This window comes from Azorhizobium oxalatiphilum (genome assembly GCF_014635325.1).
GTDB lineage: Bacteria > Pseudomonadota > Alphaproteobacteria > Rhizobiales > Xanthobacteraceae > Azorhizobium > Azorhizobium oxalatiphilum.
Map to the genome: position 1 here is coordinate 1,225,785 of NZ_BMCT01000001.1, position 17,112 is coordinate 1,242,896.

At 67.1% G+C, this 17,112-nt stretch carries 18 protein-coding genes; 6 read left to right on the forward strand and 12 right to left on the reverse strand.

Going from position 1 to position 17,112, the window contains the following annotated elements:
* Positions 1 to 99: 99 nt before the first annotated feature.
* The 9 genes from IEW24_RS05575 to IEW24_RS05615 form a co-directional block, all read right to left on the reverse strand.
* On the reverse strand, positions 100 to 690 hold the full coding sequence (locus IEW24_RS05575; protein WP_188576166.1) for a glutathione S-transferase family protein: 591 nt from the start codon (positions 688 to 690) through the stop codon (positions 100 to 102).
* A gap of 137 nt (positions 691 to 827) precedes the next feature.
* On the reverse strand, positions 828 to 1,679 hold the full coding sequence (locus tag IEW24_RS05580; RefSeq protein WP_188576168.1) for a 23S rRNA (adenine(2030)-N(6))-methyltransferase RlmJ: 852 nt from the start codon (positions 1,677 to 1,679) through the stop codon (positions 828 to 830).
* A gap of 45 nt (positions 1,680 to 1,724) precedes the next feature.
* Positions 1,725 to 2,366 carry a ribonuclease T2 family protein gene (locus IEW24_RS05585; protein ID WP_188576170.1) on the reverse strand — a complete coding sequence of 214 codons (642 nt, stop codon included), beginning with the start codon at positions 2,364 to 2,366 and terminating at the stop codon, positions 1,725 to 1,727.
* Entirely contained in the window at positions 2,366 to 2,833 is a 468-nt protein-coding gene (locus tag IEW24_RS05590; protein WP_188576172.1) for a hypothetical protein, read from the reverse strand. Before IEW24_RS05590 ends, IEW24_RS05585 begins: the two co-directional genes overlap by 1 nt.
* Positions 2,834 to 2,948: 115 nt before the next feature.
* Positions 2,949 to 3,923 carry a protein-methionine-sulfoxide reductase catalytic subunit MsrP gene (gene msrP, locus IEW24_RS05595; protein ID WP_188576174.1) on the reverse strand — a complete coding sequence of 325 codons (975 nt, stop codon included), beginning with the start codon at positions 3,921 to 3,923 and terminating at the stop codon, positions 2,949 to 2,951.
* Between the two features lie 82 nt (positions 3,924 to 4,005).
* The gene (locus IEW24_RS05600) at positions 4,006 to 4,749 is read right to left on the reverse strand and encodes a DUF992 domain-containing protein (protein ID WP_188576175.1); all 744 of its coding nucleotides are present in this window, start codon (positions 4,747 to 4,749) and stop codon (positions 4,006 to 4,008) included.
* A gap of 14 nt (positions 4,750 to 4,763) precedes the next feature.
* A complete protein-coding gene (locus IEW24_RS05605; RefSeq protein WP_188576177.1) occupies positions 4,764 to 5,288 on the reverse strand; it encodes a DUF992 domain-containing protein in 525 nt (174 codons plus the stop codon).
* Between the two features lie 85 nt (positions 5,289 to 5,373).
* Positions 5,374 to 5,856: a DUF992 domain-containing protein gene (locus IEW24_RS05610; RefSeq protein ID WP_188576179.1), complete on the reverse strand. Its 483-nt coding sequence runs from the start codon at positions 5,854 to 5,856 to the stop codon at positions 5,374 to 5,376.
* A gap of 120 nt (positions 5,857 to 5,976) precedes the next feature.
* A complete protein-coding gene (locus IEW24_RS05615) occupies positions 5,977 to 7,179 on the reverse strand; it encodes a pyridoxal phosphate-dependent aminotransferase (RefSeq protein ID WP_188576181.1) in 1,203 nt (400 codons plus the stop codon).
* Positions 7,180 to 7,411: 232 nt separating this feature from the next.
* On the opposite strand from IEW24_RS05615, the gene IEW24_RS05620 reads away from it, so the two are divergent.
* Both IEW24_RS05620 and IEW24_RS05625 read left to right on the forward strand, forming a co-directional pair.
* Complete coding sequence (locus tag IEW24_RS05620; protein ID WP_373870011.1) at positions 7,412 to 8,089, forward strand: glutathione S-transferase family protein; 678 nt, start codon at positions 7,412 to 7,414, stop codon at positions 8,087 to 8,089.
* A gap of 169 nt (positions 8,090 to 8,258) precedes the next feature.
* On the forward strand, positions 8,259 to 8,615 hold the full coding sequence (locus IEW24_RS05625) for a hypothetical protein (protein ID WP_188576183.1): 357 nt from the start codon (positions 8,259 to 8,261) through the stop codon (positions 8,613 to 8,615).
* A 52-nt stretch (positions 8,616 to 8,667) separates the two neighbouring features.
* Here IEW24_RS05625 and IEW24_RS05630 read toward each other — a convergent pair whose 3' ends face one another.
* Entirely contained in the window at positions 8,668 to 9,018 is a 351-nt protein-coding gene (locus tag IEW24_RS05630) for a DMT family protein (protein WP_188576184.1), read from the reverse strand.
* Positions 9,019 to 9,166: 148 nt separating this feature from the next.
* On the opposite strand from IEW24_RS05630, the gene IEW24_RS05635 reads away from it, so the two are divergent.
* From IEW24_RS05635 to IEW24_RS05650, 4 genes are all read left to right on the forward strand, one after another.
* Positions 9,167 to 9,496 (forward strand): DHCW motif cupin fold protein, encoded by a 330-nt coding sequence (locus tag IEW24_RS05635; RefSeq protein WP_188576187.1) that lies wholly within the window; start codon positions 9,167 to 9,169, stop codon positions 9,494 to 9,496.
* Positions 9,497 to 9,559: 63 nt separating this feature from the next.
* Entirely contained in the window at positions 9,560 to 12,190 is a 2,631-nt protein-coding gene (gene uvrB / locus IEW24_RS05640; RefSeq protein ID WP_188576190.1) for an excinuclease ABC subunit UvrB, read from the forward strand.
* Between the two features lie 156 nt (positions 12,191 to 12,346).
* Entirely contained in the window at positions 12,347 to 13,882 is a 1,536-nt protein-coding gene (locus IEW24_RS05645) for a GGDEF domain-containing protein (RefSeq protein WP_188576192.1), read from the forward strand.
* 67 nt (positions 13,883 to 13,949) lie between these two features.
* Entirely contained in the window at positions 13,950 to 14,528 is a 579-nt protein-coding gene (locus IEW24_RS05650) for a DUF2478 domain-containing protein (RefSeq protein ID WP_188576194.1), read from the forward strand.
* 21 nt (positions 14,529 to 14,549) lie between these two features.
* On the opposite strand, the gene IEW24_RS05655 is transcribed toward IEW24_RS05650, so the two are convergent.
* Positions 14,550 to 14,954, reverse strand: coding sequence for a DUF930 domain-containing protein (locus tag IEW24_RS05655; RefSeq protein WP_188576196.1), 405 nt, complete (start codon positions 14,952 to 14,954; stop codon positions 14,550 to 14,552).
* 111 nt (positions 14,955 to 15,065) lie between these two features.
* Positions 15,066 to 16,946 carry a DEAD/DEAH box helicase gene (locus tag IEW24_RS05660; protein WP_188576198.1) on the reverse strand — a complete coding sequence of 627 codons (1,881 nt, stop codon included), beginning with the start codon at positions 16,944 to 16,946 and terminating at the stop codon, positions 15,066 to 15,068.
* Positions 16,947 to 17,112: the final 166 nt, after the last annotated feature.

Genomic DNA, 17,112 nt, shown 5'->3' on the forward strand with positions numbered 1-17,112 from the left:
CGCATCGGGCCGGCGACAGCGCGTAATAGCTGGCGCCAGCTGAGAGTCTGCGTATCCGGAGCGGCCGGCGCTGAGCGCCGGCCGTTGTCGGTTCTGAAATCAGACCGGCGGCTTGGTGGCGGCAAAAGCCGGAACGGCCGTGGCGAAATTATCGAGCCAGGCCACCAGCTTGGGATGATAGTCCCGCCAGATGCCGCCGAAGCGCAGGTCGAGATAGCCGAGCGCACAGGCCAGAGCGACGTGGCCGTTGGTGATCGGCCCTTCCGGCGGCTGCGCCTCCAGCACGGCGAGGGCGCGGGACACCTTGGCGGCCTGCATGTCCAGCCACTTCTGCACCTTCATCTCTTCCGGCCGGTACCGGCCTTCATAGACCTGCAGCAAAGCGGCGTCGGCGAGGCCGTCGGCGAGGGCTTCCAGCTTCAGGGCCGCGAAGCGGGCCTTGGGCTCGGTGGGGATGAGCTTGTTGCCGGATAGATGATCGAGATAGGCGAGGATGACGGGAGAATCGAACAGCACGTCGCCATCATCGAGGATCAGGGCCGGGATCTTGGCGAGCGGGTTCTGCGTGCTGATGGAATCGTTGGGATCCATCGTGTTGCAGTCTTCAAGCTCAAGCTCGATGCCGAGAATGGCCGCGGCGATGCGGCACTTGCGGACGAAGGGCGAAGCGGGGGCGAAGCGCAGGCGCATGGGCGGCTCACTGGAAAAGGAAGGGGCGGCTCGAAACGGTCGCCTTCAGGGGCTGGCGGCGACCTGTGTCGCCGCCCCCATCTAGAGCATGCCGGGGGACCGGTGGTCCATCTCCGCGCCGGATAGATTCGGCGCTATCAGCCGCCCTGCGTCAGCCAGGACACGCGCACGCGCCCCTTTCCGTCGCGGGCCATCAGGGGATTGATGGCGGTGAGGATGGTGCGCATCTCGTCGGCCAGCGTGAAGGGCGGGTTGACGATGATGAGGCCCGATCCCGACAGCTGGGTGAGCGAGCGCACCTCGGCGAAGTCGATCTCCACCTTCAGTGTCTTGGGGAGGCCGAGCCGGGCCACGTCGCGACGGAAGGCGTCCACCGCCTGAAGATCCTTGATGGGGTACCACAGCATCACCGTGCCGGTGGCGAACCGTTCATAGGCCGACTTCAGGGCTTCCACGAGACGGTGGAATTCGCCAGGCTCCTCGAAGGGCGGGTCGATGAGCAGCACGCCGCGCCGCTCGCGCGGGGGCAGATGCGCACCTACCGCCTGCCAGCCGTTCTGGTTCATGATCTTGGCGCGATGATCGTCGCCAACATTCTTCTCCAGCTTCTGCCGCTCTTCGCCATGCAGTTCGCAGAACAGGAAGCGGTCCTGTGGCCGGCCGAGCGCGAGCGCGAGGGCCGGGGAGCCGGGATAGCGGCGCGGACTGGAGCTTTGCCGGAGCGTGCGCACCGTGTCGAGATAGGGGGCGAGCAGCGCCGCCACCGGCTCCGGCAGGTCCGCCGCCAGCACGCGCTCGATACCCTCGTCCGCCTCGCCGGTCTTCAGCGCCGAGGTGCCGCCCAGATCGTAGATGCCGGCACCCGCATGGGTGTCCACCACGCGATAGGCATTGTCTTTCTTGGCGAAGTAGGTGAGCACGCGGGCAAGGGCGGCGTGCTTCATGACGTCCGCCGGATTGCCGGCGTGGAAGGCGTGGCGATAGTTCATGCCGTCTCTTGAACGGGCTGCACCGTCAGCGCAAGGGGGGAGCGCTCAGCGCAAGGGGGGAACGGCCAGCCGGCGCCCGGCGGGGCAGCTTTGCGCATTCACCTGCGGACAGGCGCGGAACGCCAGATCCTTGGTGAGGCATACCCGCACCTCGCGCAGGCGGGTCTTGTCGCACTGGACGGAGATCATGTCCGGCCCGAGTCCGGGATTCGCGGCGATGAAGGCTGTCTCCACCTCGGCCGGGGACACCGTGCGATAATCCGGCGGGTCCACGTAGGAAGGCGGGATCGCCACCTTCTCGCGGGCCGCGCGCACAAGGTCGAAATAGGCGGTCGAGGGCAGGCCCGAGCAGGTGCCGTGCTTGCGCCATTCGTGGATCACGAGGCCGGGACTGGGCATCAGGTCCAGCATGGCGTCGATCTGGCGCTGGGGCAGGCGGGGGGCCGCGCGGTTGCAGTCCTCGGGGAAGCCGCGCTCATATTGCGGCCACAGGCCGTGCACCACGAAGGCGAAGGGACGCGGCCCGCCGCATTGCAGGCCATCCGGCTTGTCGCGGGTGGCGCAGTATGTAGGCGACCACGACAAGGCGAGGACGTAGAAGTCGAATGCGCCCGGCTGGTCGTCCCGGGCGCTGGCCCCGCCCGCTGCCGCAAGCAGAAGCAGCAGCGCGGCGAGGAGACGGGCCATCAGGGACGGGCCATCTTGCAGTTCGGCGCGTAGGCGAACTCGCGGTCATAGCCCTCGATGCACCATTCCACGCCCCAGCTCGTGCTCATGAAGCCGGCTTCCTCGATGATCGAGTAGTAGATGGTGCGGGGCTTGGTCTCGTTGGTCAGGGTGATAGCGGCCGTGCAGTAGCGGCGCGGCACGAAACCCTCTCCCCACGGCTGGTTGGCGATCTCGCGGACGTTGTAATAATTCGCGATGTTCACGCCATTCTGCCAGTAGAGACGTTCGGTCTCGGCGAAATGGTTGGAGATGGTGCCCAGCGCCAGCGGTTCGGTGCAGGCCGGCACATTGCCGCTGAACTTGTCGTTCGGCAGCCAGAAATTCTTTTCGAGGAAATTGGCCGCATGGGCCGGTGCCGCGATGCTGGTGGCCAGCAGCAGAGCCGCCATGCCGACCTTCGCGAATGCCTTCGCCGTCCCAACCATCGTCATCTCCCAAACTCAAGCTTTCGGGCGGACGATGGCGTCCGGACCCGCGCGGGTCAAGCGCAGGCGTGCAACACCCGGCCGAATTCCGTTTGGAAGACGGCCGGCCGTTACGTCACATGAACAGCTTCTGACCCTTGAAGGCCGGATCGTCATAGAGCGAAGACACGAACTCGCCATAGCCGTTGTAGAGCAGCGTCGGGCGGCGCTCCCCGGTGGCGATGTCCTTTTCCGTGGCCTGGCTCCAGCGCGGGTGGGGAACCTGCGGGTTCACATTGGCCCAGAAGCCATATTCCGAGCTCTGGATGCCCTCCCAGAAGGTCTTGGGCTGCTCCGCCACGAAGGAGAATTTCACGATCGCCTTGATGGACTTGAAACCGTACTTCCAGGGCGTGGCAAGGCGCAGCGGCGCGCCGAACTGGTTGGGCGCGGGCTTGCCGTAGATGCCGGTGACGAGGAAGGCCAACTCGTTGGTGGCCTCCGCCATGGAGAGCCCCTCCACATAAGGCCACGGATAGAAGCGGCCGGACTGGCCCGGCGCCACCGCGCGATCGAGGAAGGTCTCCATGCGCACATACTTCGCGCCCGAGAGCGGCCGGGCGTACTCAACCAGCGCCTTCATGGGAAAACCGGTCCACGGCACCGCCATGGACCACGCTTCCACGCAGCGGTGGCGATAAACGCGCTCCTCCAGCGGCATGGCTTTCAGCAGATCGTCGATGCCCACCTGCCGGGGCTGCTCCACGAGGCCGTCGAAAGTGACGGTCCATGGACGCACCTTCAGCTTCGCGGCGGCTTTGCCGACGTCGTAATTGGTGCCGAACTCATAGTAATTGTTGACCGTGCTGGCGTCCTTCTCGGGCGTCAGCGGCCGATCCAGCGTGTAGCGGGGATTGCGCTTCGCGGGATAGAGACCGGCCGAAGGATCGGGCACGTCTGCGGCGCGTTGGGCTAGCGCGCCGGCGGGCAGAAGCCCGGCGCCGATCAGGCCGGCACCCGCGCCCAACAGGGAGCGGCGCGACAGATAGGCCGCTTCCGGTGTCGCATCCCGCTCGGGAATTTCCCAGCCACGCTTCGATTTGATGAGCATGCGCATTCTCCGTTGCACGGAGCATCTGCGCCTGTGGCGCCGTACGCAATTCAAACGGTTGTGTCTGTGGAATAACGTAACGTCAGCGTTTTGGTGAAGGTGCGGACTTCGGCGCGGGCACGGACTTCAGCGTCAGGCTGGCGGCGGCGAACGAGATGCTGAGGCCCGAATCGGACGACACGCTGAGCGGCTGGAGGGCGATGCCCGTGGTGGCGTCCTTCGCCACCAGCACATTGGCCGAGAAACCGGGACCGATGGCCGCGCCGCTGCTGAAGCCCACATACTCGCCCGCCAGCGCGCTGGGACCGAGGTTGGCGGAGGTCGCCAGCACCATCCAGATCATGCTCGCCTGGTCGGAGATGCCGAAATCCAGGCCCGCGCGGTTGAGCGTGCCGGCGTAATACTGATTCTGCCCCACGGCGGGGCGATATTCGCAGGTGACGTCGCGGGTGGAGCCTAGTCCATAAGCGGTGGCCATGGCGCCGCGGCATTCCAGCAGCCCGGCCTGCACGCGGGCGGAGGGCTCCTCAAGCGTGGAGGACGGGGCGGGGGCTATGGCGGGTGGGGTCGGCAGCGGTGCCGGGGCCTGCGCGGTCGGAGCCTGCGCGGTCGGAGCCTGGGTTGCGGCTGGAGCCTGCGGTGCGGCCGGTGACGTCGCAGATGGCGAGGTGCCGGGAGCCGTGCTGCCGGGCGCGGGATCGATGACCCACGACTTGCGTCCGCTCTGGTCCTGCGCGGCGACGGGGCCGGCGGTCAGCAGAAGGGTCGCGGCGATGCAGAGGGGGAGGAAGTGCGGCTTGCGCCGCACTTCCGAAAGGCCGTCCATCGGACCGGCCCGTCTCACTTGACGTACTTGACGCGCTTCGCCGGGGCGGCGACCGGGGTCAGGGTCAGGTCGGCCACGCCGGCGGCAATCGTCAGGCCGGTGAGGCCTTCGACGGAGAGCGGCTGCAGGGCAACCTGCTGCTGGGAACCGCCGAGCAGCACGTTGGCGCCGCCGCCGAAGCCCACGGCCACATTGGCGGTCGCGCCGATGTACTTGCCGCTCAGGTCAACGGCCGCCGGGGCGGTCGAAGGCGCAAACACGCCCCACTGCAGCGTGCCGGCGCCGGTGGCGCCGATGTCGATGCCGAGGCGGCTCACGGTGCCGGTGTACTTGGCGGCAACCACCGGGGCGGCCGGGGTGCCCTGATAGAAGTCACAGGTCAGCTGACGGGTGGAGGTGAACACGAGGCCAACGCCCGGCGCCACCTGGCAGGACAGCACGCCCACCTGGACCTTCGGGGCGGTCTGGGCCGAGGCCGGGGCAGCAGCGAAGGCGGCGCCGAGGAGAGCGGCGGCCGAGAGAGCGGAAACAAAACGCATGGGATTCCCCCGATGGAGACAGGCCGGCCATGGGGTCCGGCCGCAGAGATGCTCCCGGCCGCGAGGGCCGGGAGCAGGAGATGGATCAGCGTACAGTCAGCGTCAGATCGGAAACGGTCAAGCCCAGGTTTACGCCCGTACCACCTTCCACCGAGATCGGCTGGAGGGTGATGGCGTTGCGCGAACCGCCGATCAGCGCGTTGGCACCGAGGCCGACGCCCACCGCCGCATTGGCGGAAGCGCCCACATAGGTGCCGGCCAGATCGCCGGGGGACACGCGACGGGTGGGAGCCAGAACGCCCCAAACGAGCGTCTGCTTGCCGCTCATGCCGATGTCGAGACCGAAGCGGCGGATCGTGCCGGCATACTTGCCAGCGCGGGTGGAGCGGGTGGCCGGGCGCAGGCTGCAATCCAGATTACGCACCGAGCCGACAACGAAGGCGACATTCGGTTGAACCGTGCAAACAAGGGTGCCGATCTGTACCGACTGAGCCGAAGCGGGCGCAGCGAACGCGAGCCCGGCGCAGGCGAGAGCGGCGGCAAAGCCAGCCTTCACGATTGTCTTCATAGGACCTTCCTCCAAACGGGCGCCGAACGGTGCCCACCCGGTTGCGGGTGGGCAAGGCTTAGCTCGGCCTCGACCGTTCGCCAACGCATTTGGAGGCTTCCGGTTCCTTTTTGTTAAGACTCAGGTAAGCGAGCCACAGAAACGCTGGATGCGGCGGCAAGCTTCCTCAAGGTCCTTGGTAGACGTTGCATACGAGATGCGGAATGCCGGGCCGAGGCCGAAGGCAGAGCCGTGCACCACCGCCACGCCTTCAGCTTCAAGGAGCGCGCCGGCGAAATCCTCGTCGGTGGCGATCACCTGACCCGTTTCCGTCTTCTTGCCGATGGTGCCGGCGCAGGACGGGAAGACGTAGAATGCGCCTTCCGGCTTCGGGCACTGGAGGCCCTTGGCCTGGTTCAGCATGGACACCACGAGATCGCGGCGTTCCTTGAACGACTTGTTGTTCTCGGCGATGAAGTCCTGCGGGCCATCCAGAGCCTCGAGCGCCGCCCACTGGGCGATGGAGGAGGGGTTGGAGGTGGACTGCGACTGCAGCGTGCCCATGGCCTTGATGAGGGCCTCGGGGCCGGCCGCGTAGCCGATGCGCCAGCCGGTCATGCAGTAGGCCTTCGACACGCCGTTCATGGTGAGCGTGCGGTCATAGAGCTTGGGCTCGACCTGCGCCGGGGTGACGAACTTGAAGTCGTCATAGACCAGGTGCTCGTACATGTCGTCGGTGAGGATCCACACCTGCGGATGGCGCAGCAGCACGTCGGTGAGGGCCTTCAGCTCATCGAAGCTGTAGGCGGCGCCCGACGGGTTGGACGGCGAGTTGAAGATCAGCCACTTGGTCTTGGGCGTGATGGCGGCTTCCAGCGTCTCGGGACGGAGCTTGAAATTGTCCTCGATGGTGGTGGGCACGCTCACCGGCGTGCCGCCGCAGAACTGCACGATGTCCGGATAGGAAACCCAGAACGGGGTGGGAATCAGCACCTCGTCGCCGGCATCGACGGTGGCGACCAGCGCGTTGAACAGCACCTGCTTGCCGCCGGTGCCGACCGTGACCTGCGAGGGCTTGTAGTCCAGGCCGTTCTCGCGCTTGAACTTGCGGCAGATGGCGGCCTTCAGCTCGGGCATGCCGTCAACGGCGGTATACTTGGTCTCACCGCGGCGAATGGCGGCGATCGCGGCTTCCTTGATGTTCTCGGGCGTGTCGAAGTCCGGCTCGCCGGCGCTCAGGGCGATGATGTCGCGCCCACTCGCCTTCAGCTCGCGCGCCTTGTTGGAAATGGCGATGGTGGCGGAGGGGTTGATACGCTTGAGAGCAGACGAAAGAAGGCTCATGGCCGAAAGGCTCCGGGCACGTCGGACCAGCCGCATTCCGTGGCGCTGGCGGGCGACGCGAAGGTGACACGAAAGCCCGGCCGACCGGACTGGCCTTGCCGAGCGCGCGGCACACTAATGGAGGCATCTGCCCGGAACAAGCAACGATCCTGAATGGATGCCCATAAGCTTTTGATGGGTCGTGACTTGCGTCCGCCGCCCGGTACGACCATCTAGCGGCGACACCGGGGACATGGCCGTGCTGACGCTTTATTCCACCCGCTCGTCGGGAAATGCCTACAAGGTGCGGCTGCTGCTGGCCAAGCTGAACCGTCCGTTCCGTCTGGTGGAGGTGGACATCTTCGCCGGCGAGAATCGCACGCCCGAATTTCTCCTGCTCAATCCGGAGGGCCGCGTCCCCCTGCTGGAGCTGGAGGGCGGCCACATCATCGCCGAATCCAACGCCATCCTGTTCTTCCTCGCCGATGGCACCGATCTGCTGCCCGCCGACCCGGTGGCGCGGGCGGACACGCTGCGCTGGATGTTCTTCGAGCAGAACAACCACGAGCCCGGCATCGCCCAGGCTCGCTTCTGGCTGCGGCAGGTGCGAGGCGGGCGCGAACTGCGCACCCATGACGTGGACCGCTGGATGGAAGAGGGTTACGCCGCCCTGCGCATCATGGAGCGGCATCTGGGCGCACGGGACTATTTCGTCGGCGATGCCCTGACCATTGCCGACATTGCGCTCTATGCGCACACCCATGTGGCCCATGAAGGCGAGTTCGATCTTACCGGCCTGCCCAATGTGCGCGGCTGGATGGCGCGGGTGGAGGCGCATCCGGGCCATGTGGAGCTGGATTGGGAAGAGGGGACCGCGCTGCCGTTCGACCCTGCAACCCACGCCGTGGCGCCCAAACTCTCACTGGCGTGATCTAAATCATTAATCCGCCACGGTTTGTCGCGGCTGTGGCGCGGCGTCGCCACAATCTCATCGCGGGGCGGGCGCAACTTTTGGTGAGTCGGTGAAACCGATTCGTACGCGAGGCAGTTGGGTCTTCAAATGGCCCGGGCGGCTTCGCCCCAATTGTCGCGAGATGACGATGTCGCAGTTTCGTGATTTCGAGCTTCAGGAATTCGGACCGTCCGCTACGGACCCGCAGATCCTTGCGCGGGCGGTGAAGAAGCACCAAATCGGTGACGTTGTGGCACAGATTGCCTTAACCATCGTCTTGATGTTGGCGATCTGCGCTGTCACCTTTGTGCTGAGCCTGGACCGTGCATCTGCGGCCAGTCTCCAACCCATGGAGGGTGTGGCTGTGTCGACGTCCCTGTCTTTGTCCTTCACTGCCATCGTGACGCTGTTCGGGCTCGCCGCTGCCATGCTTCTGGTGCCCCAGCGCAAGTTGAAAGCCATTCCGGTGCGCGTACGCGCCCGTCGGACCATCCGCCGCGACTGATTGACGGTGGTGCCGGGCCTCGCGGCCCGGCGTCCGAAGTGCGTCTGCGTGCTCAGAATTTGTGGAAGATGAAGAAGGCTCCCCCGATGATGAGGGTGAAGCCGACCGCGTGGTTCCAGCCCAGCGGCTCCTTCAGATAGAGCACCGAGAAGCCCGCGAAGACCACCAGCGTGATGACCTCCTGAATGGTCTTCAGCTGCGCGGTGGTATAGACGCCCGAGCCCATGCGATTGGCCGGCACCGCGAGGCAATATTCGAAAAATGCGATGCCCCAGCTCGCCACGATGGCGATGAGGATCGGTGTGCCCTTGTATTTGAGGTGCCCGTACCAGGCGAACGTCATGAAGATGTTCGAGGCCAGCAGCATGAGGATGGGCAGCGCGGCGGGAGCGAGATTGGGCATGGGGCCTATGGGTTCCTGGCTGTGGGCTGGCGTTGCGGCAGGCGGAGCCACCTGCCGAAAAGGCTGGAACTAACGCTGATTTCGCGCTTTTGATCCAGCCCCCGGATGTGGCGGCGCCTGTGCCGCCGGCCGGCTGGAGACGACGATCGTGCAGATGAGCGGAATTCCCTTCGGCACCACCGACTGGTCCGATGTGCCTGTGACCGAGCACAAGGGCGAGGCGGGGATGGCGCTCTGGCGTACCCGGCAGTTCGGCGACATCCGCGTGCGCATGGTCGAATACACCCCCGGCTACATTTCCGACCATTGGTGCGTGAAGGGGCACATCCTGCTGTGCCTCGAAGGCGAACTACACACCACGCTGGAAGACGGCCGCACCTTCGTGCTGAAGCCCGGCATGAGCTATCAGGTGGCCGACAAGGCCGAGCCGCACAGCTCACGCACGGCTGTGGGCGCGAAGCTGTTCATCGTGGACTGAAGCCGCCACGGGGTGCCCCCGGCGGCCCTTCCCAGCCGCCGCCGGCACCCCCATATTGGCGCCATGGCCAAAGCATCCCGTCCCGGCAAGCTCGGTGAGCGTTCGCAGCGTCACTTCGAGCCCGCGCCCGCCCAGACTCTCGATCCCGCGCTCGCCCAGTCCCTCGGGCTGAGCCCCGGCGACACCCTGTCGGTGGATTTCGAGGCCAGCGGGGCCTCCGCCACGGTCGCGGCGCTGTCGCGGCTGATCGAGGAAGGGCGGCCGGAAGTCACCGGCCAGACCTGGGTGCCCCATCGCCCGCCGCGCCCCGAGAAGAGCGAGGGCGGCGTTCCCCTCGTCATCAAGAGCGAGTTCGAGCCCTCGGGCGACCAGCCGCAGGCCATTGCGGAACTGGTGGCGCAGGCGCAGGCGGTGGAGCGCGATCAGGTGCTCCTCGGCGTCACCGGCTCCGGCAAGACCTTCACCATGGCCAAGGTGATCGAGAAGCTTCAGCGCCCCGCCATCATCCTTGCGCCCAACAAGACGCTGGCGGCGCAGCTCTATGGTGAGTTCAAGAGCTTCTTCCCCGACAATGCCGTGGAATATTTCGTCTCCTACTACGATTACTACCAGCCGGAGGCCTATGTGCCCCGGACGGACACCTATATCGAGAAGGAATCCTCCATCAACGAGCAGATCGACCGCATGCGCCATTCGGCGACCCGGTCGCTGCTGGAGCGGGACGATGTGATCATCGTCGCCTCGGTGTCCTGCATCTACGGTATCGGCTCAGTGGAGACCTACGCCTCTATGACCTTCAAGCTGGAGGTGGGCGAGCGCATCGACCAGCGCCAGTTGCTCGCCGATCTGGTGGCCCTCCAGTACAAGCGCATCCAGTCCGATTTCGCCCGCGGCACCTTCCGGGTGCGCGGCGACGTGGTGGAGATCTTCCCGGCCCATTACGAGGACCGGGCCTGGCGCATCTCGCTGTTCGGCGACGAGGTGGAGAGCATCGTCGAGTTCGACCCGCTCACCGGCCACAAGACCGGCGACATGAAGAGCGTGAAGGTCTACGCCTCCTCGCATTATGTCACCCCGCGCCCGACCCTCATCCAGGCCGTCAACGGCATCAAGGCCGAGCTGAAGGTGCGGCTCGAGGAGTTGTACAAGATGGGCCGGCTGCTGGAGGCCCAGCGGCTGGAGCAGCGCACGCGCTACGACATCGAGATGATGGAGGCCACCGGCGCCTGCGCGGGCATCGAGAACTATTCCCGCTGGCTCACCGGCCGCAAGCCGGGCGAGCCGCCGCCGACCCTGTTCGAATACGTGCCCGACAATGCGCTCGTCTTCATCGACGAGAGCCACGTCACCATTCCGCAGATCGGCGCCATGTACCGGGGCGACTTTCGCCGCAAGGCGACGCTGGCGGAATATGGCTTCCGCCTGCCGTCCTGCATGGACAACCGGCCGCTGCGCTTCGAGGAATGGGAGGCCATGCGCCCCCAGACCGTCCATGTCTCGGCCACGCCGGGACCGTGGGAGATGGACCGCACCGGCGGCGTGTTCGTGGAACAGGTCATCCGCCCCACCGGCCTCATCGACCCGGAAGTGGACGTGCGACCCGCTCGCACGCAGGTGGACGACCTGCTGGGCGAGATCCGCGCCACCTCGGCCAAGGGCTACCGGACCCTCGTCACCGTGCTTACCAAGCGCATGGCGGAAGACCTCACCGAATATCTGCATGAGAACGGCATCCGCGTGCGCTACATGCATTCGGACATCGACACCATCGAGCGCATCGAGATCATCCGCGACCTGCGCCTCGGCGCCTTCGACGCGCTGATCGGCATCAACCTGCTGCGTGAGGGCCTCGACATTCCCGAATGCGGCCTTGTCGCCATTCTCGATGCCGACAAGGAAGGCTTTCTGCGTTCGGAAACCTCGCTGATCCAGACCATCGGCCGTGCGGCGCGAAACGTGGACGGGCGGGTGATCCTCTATGCCGACAAGGAGACCGGCTCCATGGCGCGCGCCATGGCGGAGACCGCCCGCCGCCGCGAGAAGCAGGTGGCCTACAATCTGGAGCACGGCATCACGCCGGAGAGCGTGAAGAAGGCCATCGGCGACATCCTCAATTCGGTCTATGAGCGCGACCATGTGGTCGTGGATTCCGGCCTCGCGGAGGAGGGTGCGGCTTTCGGCCACAACCTCAAGGCCATCATGGCCGATCTGGAGAAGCGCATGCGCGCCGCCGCCGCCGATCTCGACTTCGAGGAGGCTGCGCGCCTGCGCGACGAGATCAAGCGTCTGCAGGCCACCGAGCTTGCGGTCTCCGACGATCCCATGGCCCGGCAGGAGGCGGTGGATGACCGCACCGGCGGCTTCCGGGGACCGCGAAAGTACGGCAAGGCGGCCAACCTTCCGGCCGCTGCCGCCAAAGGAAAAGGGCGCGCCCGCGCGCCTGCGAAGAACGAGGAGGAGGACGTGGGCGAGGCGCAGTCGCGCTACGCGCCCGATACCTCCAGTCGCAGCGGTCCCGCCGAGATGCCGATGTTCGCGCCCCGCGCCGGATCACGCGCGGCGAAGCCCTCCCTCGACGACATGGGGCCGGGCACCGACCGGGCCGAGCCGACGGGCGCGGACGATTTTCGTCCCGGTCCGCGTCCCGATCCGGGCACCAAGAACTATCGGAAGGGAGGCCGGCGGCGCGGCTGAAGCGTGGCCGTACTGGTCGGATGCCCGACAAGGTGCTTTAGTAGGTTTCCGCTTTGAAGCGCCGACCTGTCGTCAATCCGTCATGGACTGAGCCTACCCCAGGCTCAGGTTGACGCCTGAACGTCTCGCGCCACCGGATATGGGAGAGGTGGGGTGGTGATCGGATCGGACACGAACAACGCGAAGCGCGGGTTCGGTCGCCGACTCTGGATCAACGCCCCCATCATCTTCTGCATTGCCGCCGTCGTGGCGGTGGGCCTGGCCCTCTACAATTACTCCGAGACCTATTACCAGCAGGCGCAGGCGCGGGCGGTGTCGCAGGCGCAGGACACCATCCGGCGGGTGATGCTGGACGTCAGTCAGGTCTTCTATTCCTACGACAGCATCCTGAAGGCCTCGATCGCCTTGCTGGGCGATGCCGCTCTGGAGGCCTTGCCGGAAGACACCAAGGACCGGCTGCTCTCCCGTATGCTGGCTGAATTCCCCTATGTGCATGCGCTTCTGTTCCTCGGCGAGAATGGCGAGGTGCGGTTTTCGGCGGGGCGGGAGCGGGTGCCGGAGCAGGGCTTCAGCGGAGCGGACTTCTTCTCGGTGCAGGTGAGCGGCGCACTGGTCGGCCCCTATCTGGCCGTCACGCGGCAGGATGGGGCATCCGGTCCCGAAGTCGCCATCAGCCGCCGTGTCACCTATGACGGCCAGTTCCGGGGCGTGGCCGTGGCGTTCATCCGGCTCAGCGATTTTCGCGACCAGTTCACCAACATCCACATCGGCGACGGCAACAGCATCGCCCTTGCCCATGAGAACGGGCGTATCCTGACCCGCCGCCCCGCGCTGGACGGGCAGGGGGATTTCGGCGTGCGCCTCTCGGCCACCGAGCGGGCGCGGCTCGCCATCAATGCGGGCACCTATCTGGCGGTGTCCGCCGTGGATGGGAAGGAGCGCCTGTTCGTCTTCCAGCATGTGCCGGACTGGCCACTGGACCTCATCTTCGGCGTTCCGGTTTCGGTCATCGATCAGGCATGGCGGGATCGCATGACGCTGGCCAGCGGCGGCGCGGGGCTGGTCTGTGCGGGATTGCTGCTGCTCGGCGTCCGGCTGCGGCGCGAGCGGGTGCGACGGGTGGCTGCGGAGGCGGCCCTCGAACAGCTGTCCGTCACCGACTTCCTGACCGGCCTCGCCAACCGCAGGCGGTTCGACGAGGTGCTCCAGCGCGAGTTCCGTCGCGCCGAACGGACCTATGCCTGGATGTCCGTGGTCATCATCGACGCCGACCATTTCAAGGCCCTCAACGACCGCTACGGCCACGCCGCCGGTGACGAGACCCTGAAGCTCATCGCCGCCACCATTACCCAGCATGCCCGGCGGGCCGGGGATTTCGCTGCCCGGCTCGGTGGCGAGGAGTTCGCGCTCGTCCTGCCGGACACGCCGGCGAGCGCCGCCTTCGAGATCATGGAGCGGATTCGCATCGCCATGGAGCGCAGCGTCGGGCTGGAGGCGGGGCCGCCCTCCACCACCCTCAGCGCGGGTGTCGCCAGCACGCACGATCGTCCCCGTCCGGAAACCTGGCGGGTCCTGTTCGAGCGCGCGGATCAGGCGCTCTATCGGGCCAAGCGCGAGGGCCGGAACCGCACGGAGCTGGCCGCCGCCCAGCCTGCCGCCCAACCGGAACCTGCGGAAACCGTGGCGCTCTGAGCGGCCTCTTTCTTGCTTCGCTCTCGACTTTCGGGCCACGTTGTCGGAAACCCGACATGGGAGGCACATGATGGGCGATGTTGCGCAGATTCTGGCTCTGACCGGCTCCGACCGCGAGACCATCCAGGCCTTGCTGGGTCATGCGGCGCGGGATTTCCGGGCGGCGGGCTATCATGTGGTGGGCGTCGTGGAAGAGATGCTGCCGGGCGGCACGGATGTCCTGCTGCGGGATCTCGTGAGCGGCGCGCAATACAAGCTCACGCAGGATCTCGGCCCCGGCTCGGCCGGCTGCAGCCTGGATCCGGCCGGACTGGCGGCGGCGTGTGCGGGGGTGGAGGAAGCCATCTCGGCGCTCGATGGAGCGAGCGCCGGAAAGGGCACCGTTGTCATCCTCAGCAAGTTCGGCCGTCAGGAAGCGGAAGGGCGGGGACTGACTCACGCCTTCCATGCAGCCGTGGCCGCGGAACTGCCGATCCTCACGTCGGTTTCGCCAGTGGTTGTGGCGGCCTGGGAAGGGTTTGCCGGTGAGCTGTCGTCGTTTGCGCCCGTGGAGCCCGAGGCCGTCACCGGCTGGCGGGAGCGGCTGGGCGGTGCGGACGCGGTCCTCGAGACGGAACAGATTCCGCTGGAGCGGCGGGCCGGCTGATCGGGCCTGGATGGACCGGGCCTATGGCGGCACGAGATAGTGCTGGGACCACTGGTCGCGCGGCACCTCGCTGCCGAGCGTATAGGTGAAGGTCGTCACTTGCGTGCCGTTGTCGGCGGTCTGGCAGCTGTAGGAGAGCCGGTACCACTTGCCACGGGAGCGCACGGCGGCGCCGGGGGCCAGAATGAGGCCATCCTTCAGCTTGGTGTCGGCGAAGGCATAGGCCACCAGTTCGTCCGGGCGCATACCCTTCCGCTCGCGGCCGATGGTGCCCATGGCCTTGGCGTTGCACCGCTGCTCCATGCGTGCGCTCGGGGCGAGCCGCAGCAGGGCCTCCTCGTTTGAGCGGGCCAGAGCGGGTACCGTTGCCACCGTAGCGAGCACGGCGCAGGCGATGGGCAGCAGTGCGATCCTGGCGGTTTCCATAATCCCATTCCCCCGGCGCGGGCATCGTGTCACGACCGCCAACACATGCTTCGTGTGGCGGTCGTAAGGCAGGGATCAAGCTGCCGTAGGGGCGTTCCTGAAAGGGTGATGTCAGCCCCGCGGGCGGGCCTTGCCCTTGGCGCCGCGTGGGGCCTTGGCGGAGGGGGCAACCGGGCTCCAGCCGCGCACGGACGGCTGATGCTGGCCGCCGGCGCCCTGGCCGCCCTCGTGGCGGCCCGCGCCATACTGGCCACCGTGATGGCTGTTGCCGGCATTGCTGGCACCGTGGCTCTTGCCGCCGGGGCCGCCCTTGCCGCGCCCGCCATGGCTGTGACCGCCGGCACCATGACCACCGCCATGGCCGTAGCCGCCACGGCCCTGCGGGCGGCGTTCCGGCTGGCTGCCGTCATGGGGCTCGATGGGATAATCGCCGGCCTCGCTGGCGCGGGCGGAGACCAGGAAGGACTCGGCCAGCGGCTCGGCGATCTCGAAGATTGTCTCGTTGTCGAAGATGCGGATGGCGCCGATGTCGGACTTGGTCAGGTTGCCGCGCCGGCAGATGAGCGGCAGCAGCCACTTGGGATCGGCATTCTTGCGCCGGCCAACGGGCATGCGGAACCAGGTGCCGCCACCCATGGGGGCGCTGGAGCGCGCGGGCGCCTCGCGGCGGCCACGGCCTTCGCCGGGATCGGTGACTTCCTCAGGAGCGGGCAGGCGGGCGCGATAGAGGCGCACCAGCGCGGAGGCCAGTTCCTGCGGGGAATACTGCGCCATCAGCGCGGCGGCGAGGTCCGCATCCTCGGTGGCCGGCAGTTCGGAGAGCTGCGGATCGGAGAGCATGCGCTCCTGATCGAGAACGCGCACTTCCTCGGCGGTGGGCGGGCCGCTCCACTGGGCGGTGACGCGGGCTTCGGCCATCAGGCCTTCCGCCTTGCGGCGGCGGGACGGCGGCACCAGCAGGACGCTGACGCCCTTGCGACCGGCGCGGCCGGTACGGCCGGAGCGGTGCTGGAGGCTCTCGGCATCGTGCGGCAGCTCGGCATGGATCACGAGGCCGAGGCCGGGCAGGTCGATGCCGCGCGCGGCGACGTCAGTGGCGACGCAGACGCGGGCGCGGCCGTCGCGCAGGGCCTGAAGGGCGAGGTTGCGCTCGTTCTGGCCAAGCTCGCCGGACAGGGCGACAGCCGAAAAGCCGCGCTCCTGCAGGGTGGCGGTGAGATGGCGCACGGCTTCGCGGGTGTTGCAGAAGACGATGGCGCCGGGGGCCTCGAAGAAGCGCAGCAGGTTGACCACGGAATGCTCGATCTCGCGGGGCGAGACGCGCACGGCGCGATATTCGATGTCCGCATGGCCAACCTTCTTGCCGGCCACCTCGATGCGCAGGGCATCGCGCTGGTAGCGGCGGGCGAGGTTGGCGATGTCGCGGGGCATGGTGGCGGAGAACAGCAGGGTCTGCTTCTCCTCCGGGGTGGCTTCGAGGATGAACTCCAGATCCTCGCGGAAGCCGAGGTCCAGCATCTCGTCGGCCTCGTCCAGCACCACGGCGGCCAGAGCCGAAATGTCGAGGCGGCCACGCTCCAGATGATCGCGCAGGCGGCCGGGGGTGCCGACCACGATGTGCGCGCCGTCCATGAGCTGGCGCTTCTCCTTGATGGGATCCATGCCGCCGACGCAGGAGACGATGCGCCCGCCGGCATCCTTGTAGAGCCACAGCAGCTCACGCTGCACCTGCAACGCCAGCTCGCGGGTGGGGGCGATGACGAGGGCCAGCGGCGCGCCGGCGCGTGGCAGGCTCTCTTCGGCGCCGAGCAGGGTCTCGCCGATGGCGAGGCCATAGGCCACCGTCTTGCCGGAGCCGGTCTGGGCGGAGACGAGCATGTCGCGCCCGGCGGTATCCGGCGCGATCACCGCGCTCTGGACCGGGGTCGGCTCATCATAGTTCTGGCCGGCGAGGGCGCGGGCAAGGGCGGGGGACGACGTGTCGAACGGCACGGGAAACCTTTCTGGTCCCCGCACATATGCCGAGGACAGGCAGCGCAGCGAAGGGGCACCCGGCGGATGATTCCGCTGCCCTCACATCTGCAATTGAAGAAGACATCCGGCTCGGCCTGATCTTGCCCGGTAATGGTCCGGGCCCCTGATCCGACAGTGGCCGAGC

Excerpts from the sequence above, each read along its gene's own strand:
- IEW24_RS05650 (WP_188576194.1), top strand. The coding sequence starts at position 13,950 with ATGATGGGCGATGTTGCGCAGATTCTGGCTCTGACCGGCTCCGACCGC.
- IEW24_RS05630 (WP_188576184.1), bottom strand. The coding sequence starts at position 9,018 with ATGCCCAATCTCGCTCCCGCCGCGCTGCCCATCCTCATGCTGCTGGCC.
- IEW24_RS05620 (WP_373870011.1), top strand. The coding sequence starts at position 7,412 with ATGGCCGTGCTGACGCTTTATTCCACCCGCTCGTCGGGAAATGCCTAC.
- IEW24_RS05585 (WP_188576170.1), bottom strand. The coding sequence starts at position 2,366 with ATGGCCCGTCTCCTCGCCGCGCTGCTGCTTCTGCTTGCGGCAGCGGGC.
- IEW24_RS05615 (WP_188576181.1), bottom strand. The coding sequence starts at position 7,179 with ATGAGCCTTCTTTCGTCTGCTCTCAAGCGTATCAACCCCTCCGCCACC.
- IEW24_RS05600 (WP_188576175.1), bottom strand. The coding sequence starts at position 4,749 with ATGGACGGCCTTTCGGAAGTGCGGCGCAAGCCGCACTTCCTCCCCCTC.
- uvrB (WP_188576190.1), top strand. The coding sequence starts at position 9,560 with ATGGCCAAAGCATCCCGTCCCGGCAAGCTCGGTGAGCGTTCGCAGCGT.
- msrP (WP_188576174.1), bottom strand. The coding sequence starts at position 3,923 with ATGCTCATCAAATCGAAGCGTGGCTGGGAAATTCCCGAGCGGGATGCG.
- IEW24_RS05605 (WP_188576177.1), bottom strand. The coding sequence starts at position 5,288 with ATGCGTTTTGTTTCCGCTCTCTCGGCCGCCGCTCTCCTCGGCGCCGCC.
- IEW24_RS05590 (WP_188576172.1), bottom strand. The coding sequence starts at position 2,833 with ATGGTTGGGACGGCGAAGGCATTCGCGAAGGTCGGCATGGCGGCTCTG.
- IEW24_RS05655 (WP_188576196.1), bottom strand. The coding sequence starts at position 14,954 with ATGGAAACCGCCAGGATCGCACTGCTGCCCATCGCCTGCGCCGTGCTC.
- IEW24_RS05625 (WP_188576183.1), top strand. The coding sequence starts at position 8,259 with ATGTCGCAGTTTCGTGATTTCGAGCTTCAGGAATTCGGACCGTCCGCT.
- IEW24_RS05580 (WP_188576168.1), bottom strand. The coding sequence starts at position 1,679 with ATGAACTATCGCCACGCCTTCCACGCCGGCAATCCGGCGGACGTCATG.
- IEW24_RS05610 (WP_188576179.1), bottom strand. The coding sequence starts at position 5,856 with ATGAAGACAATCGTGAAGGCTGGCTTTGCCGCCGCTCTCGCCTGCGCC.
- IEW24_RS05575 (WP_188576166.1), bottom strand. The coding sequence starts at position 690 with ATGCGCCTGCGCTTCGCCCCCGCTTCGCCCTTCGTCCGCAAGTGCCGC.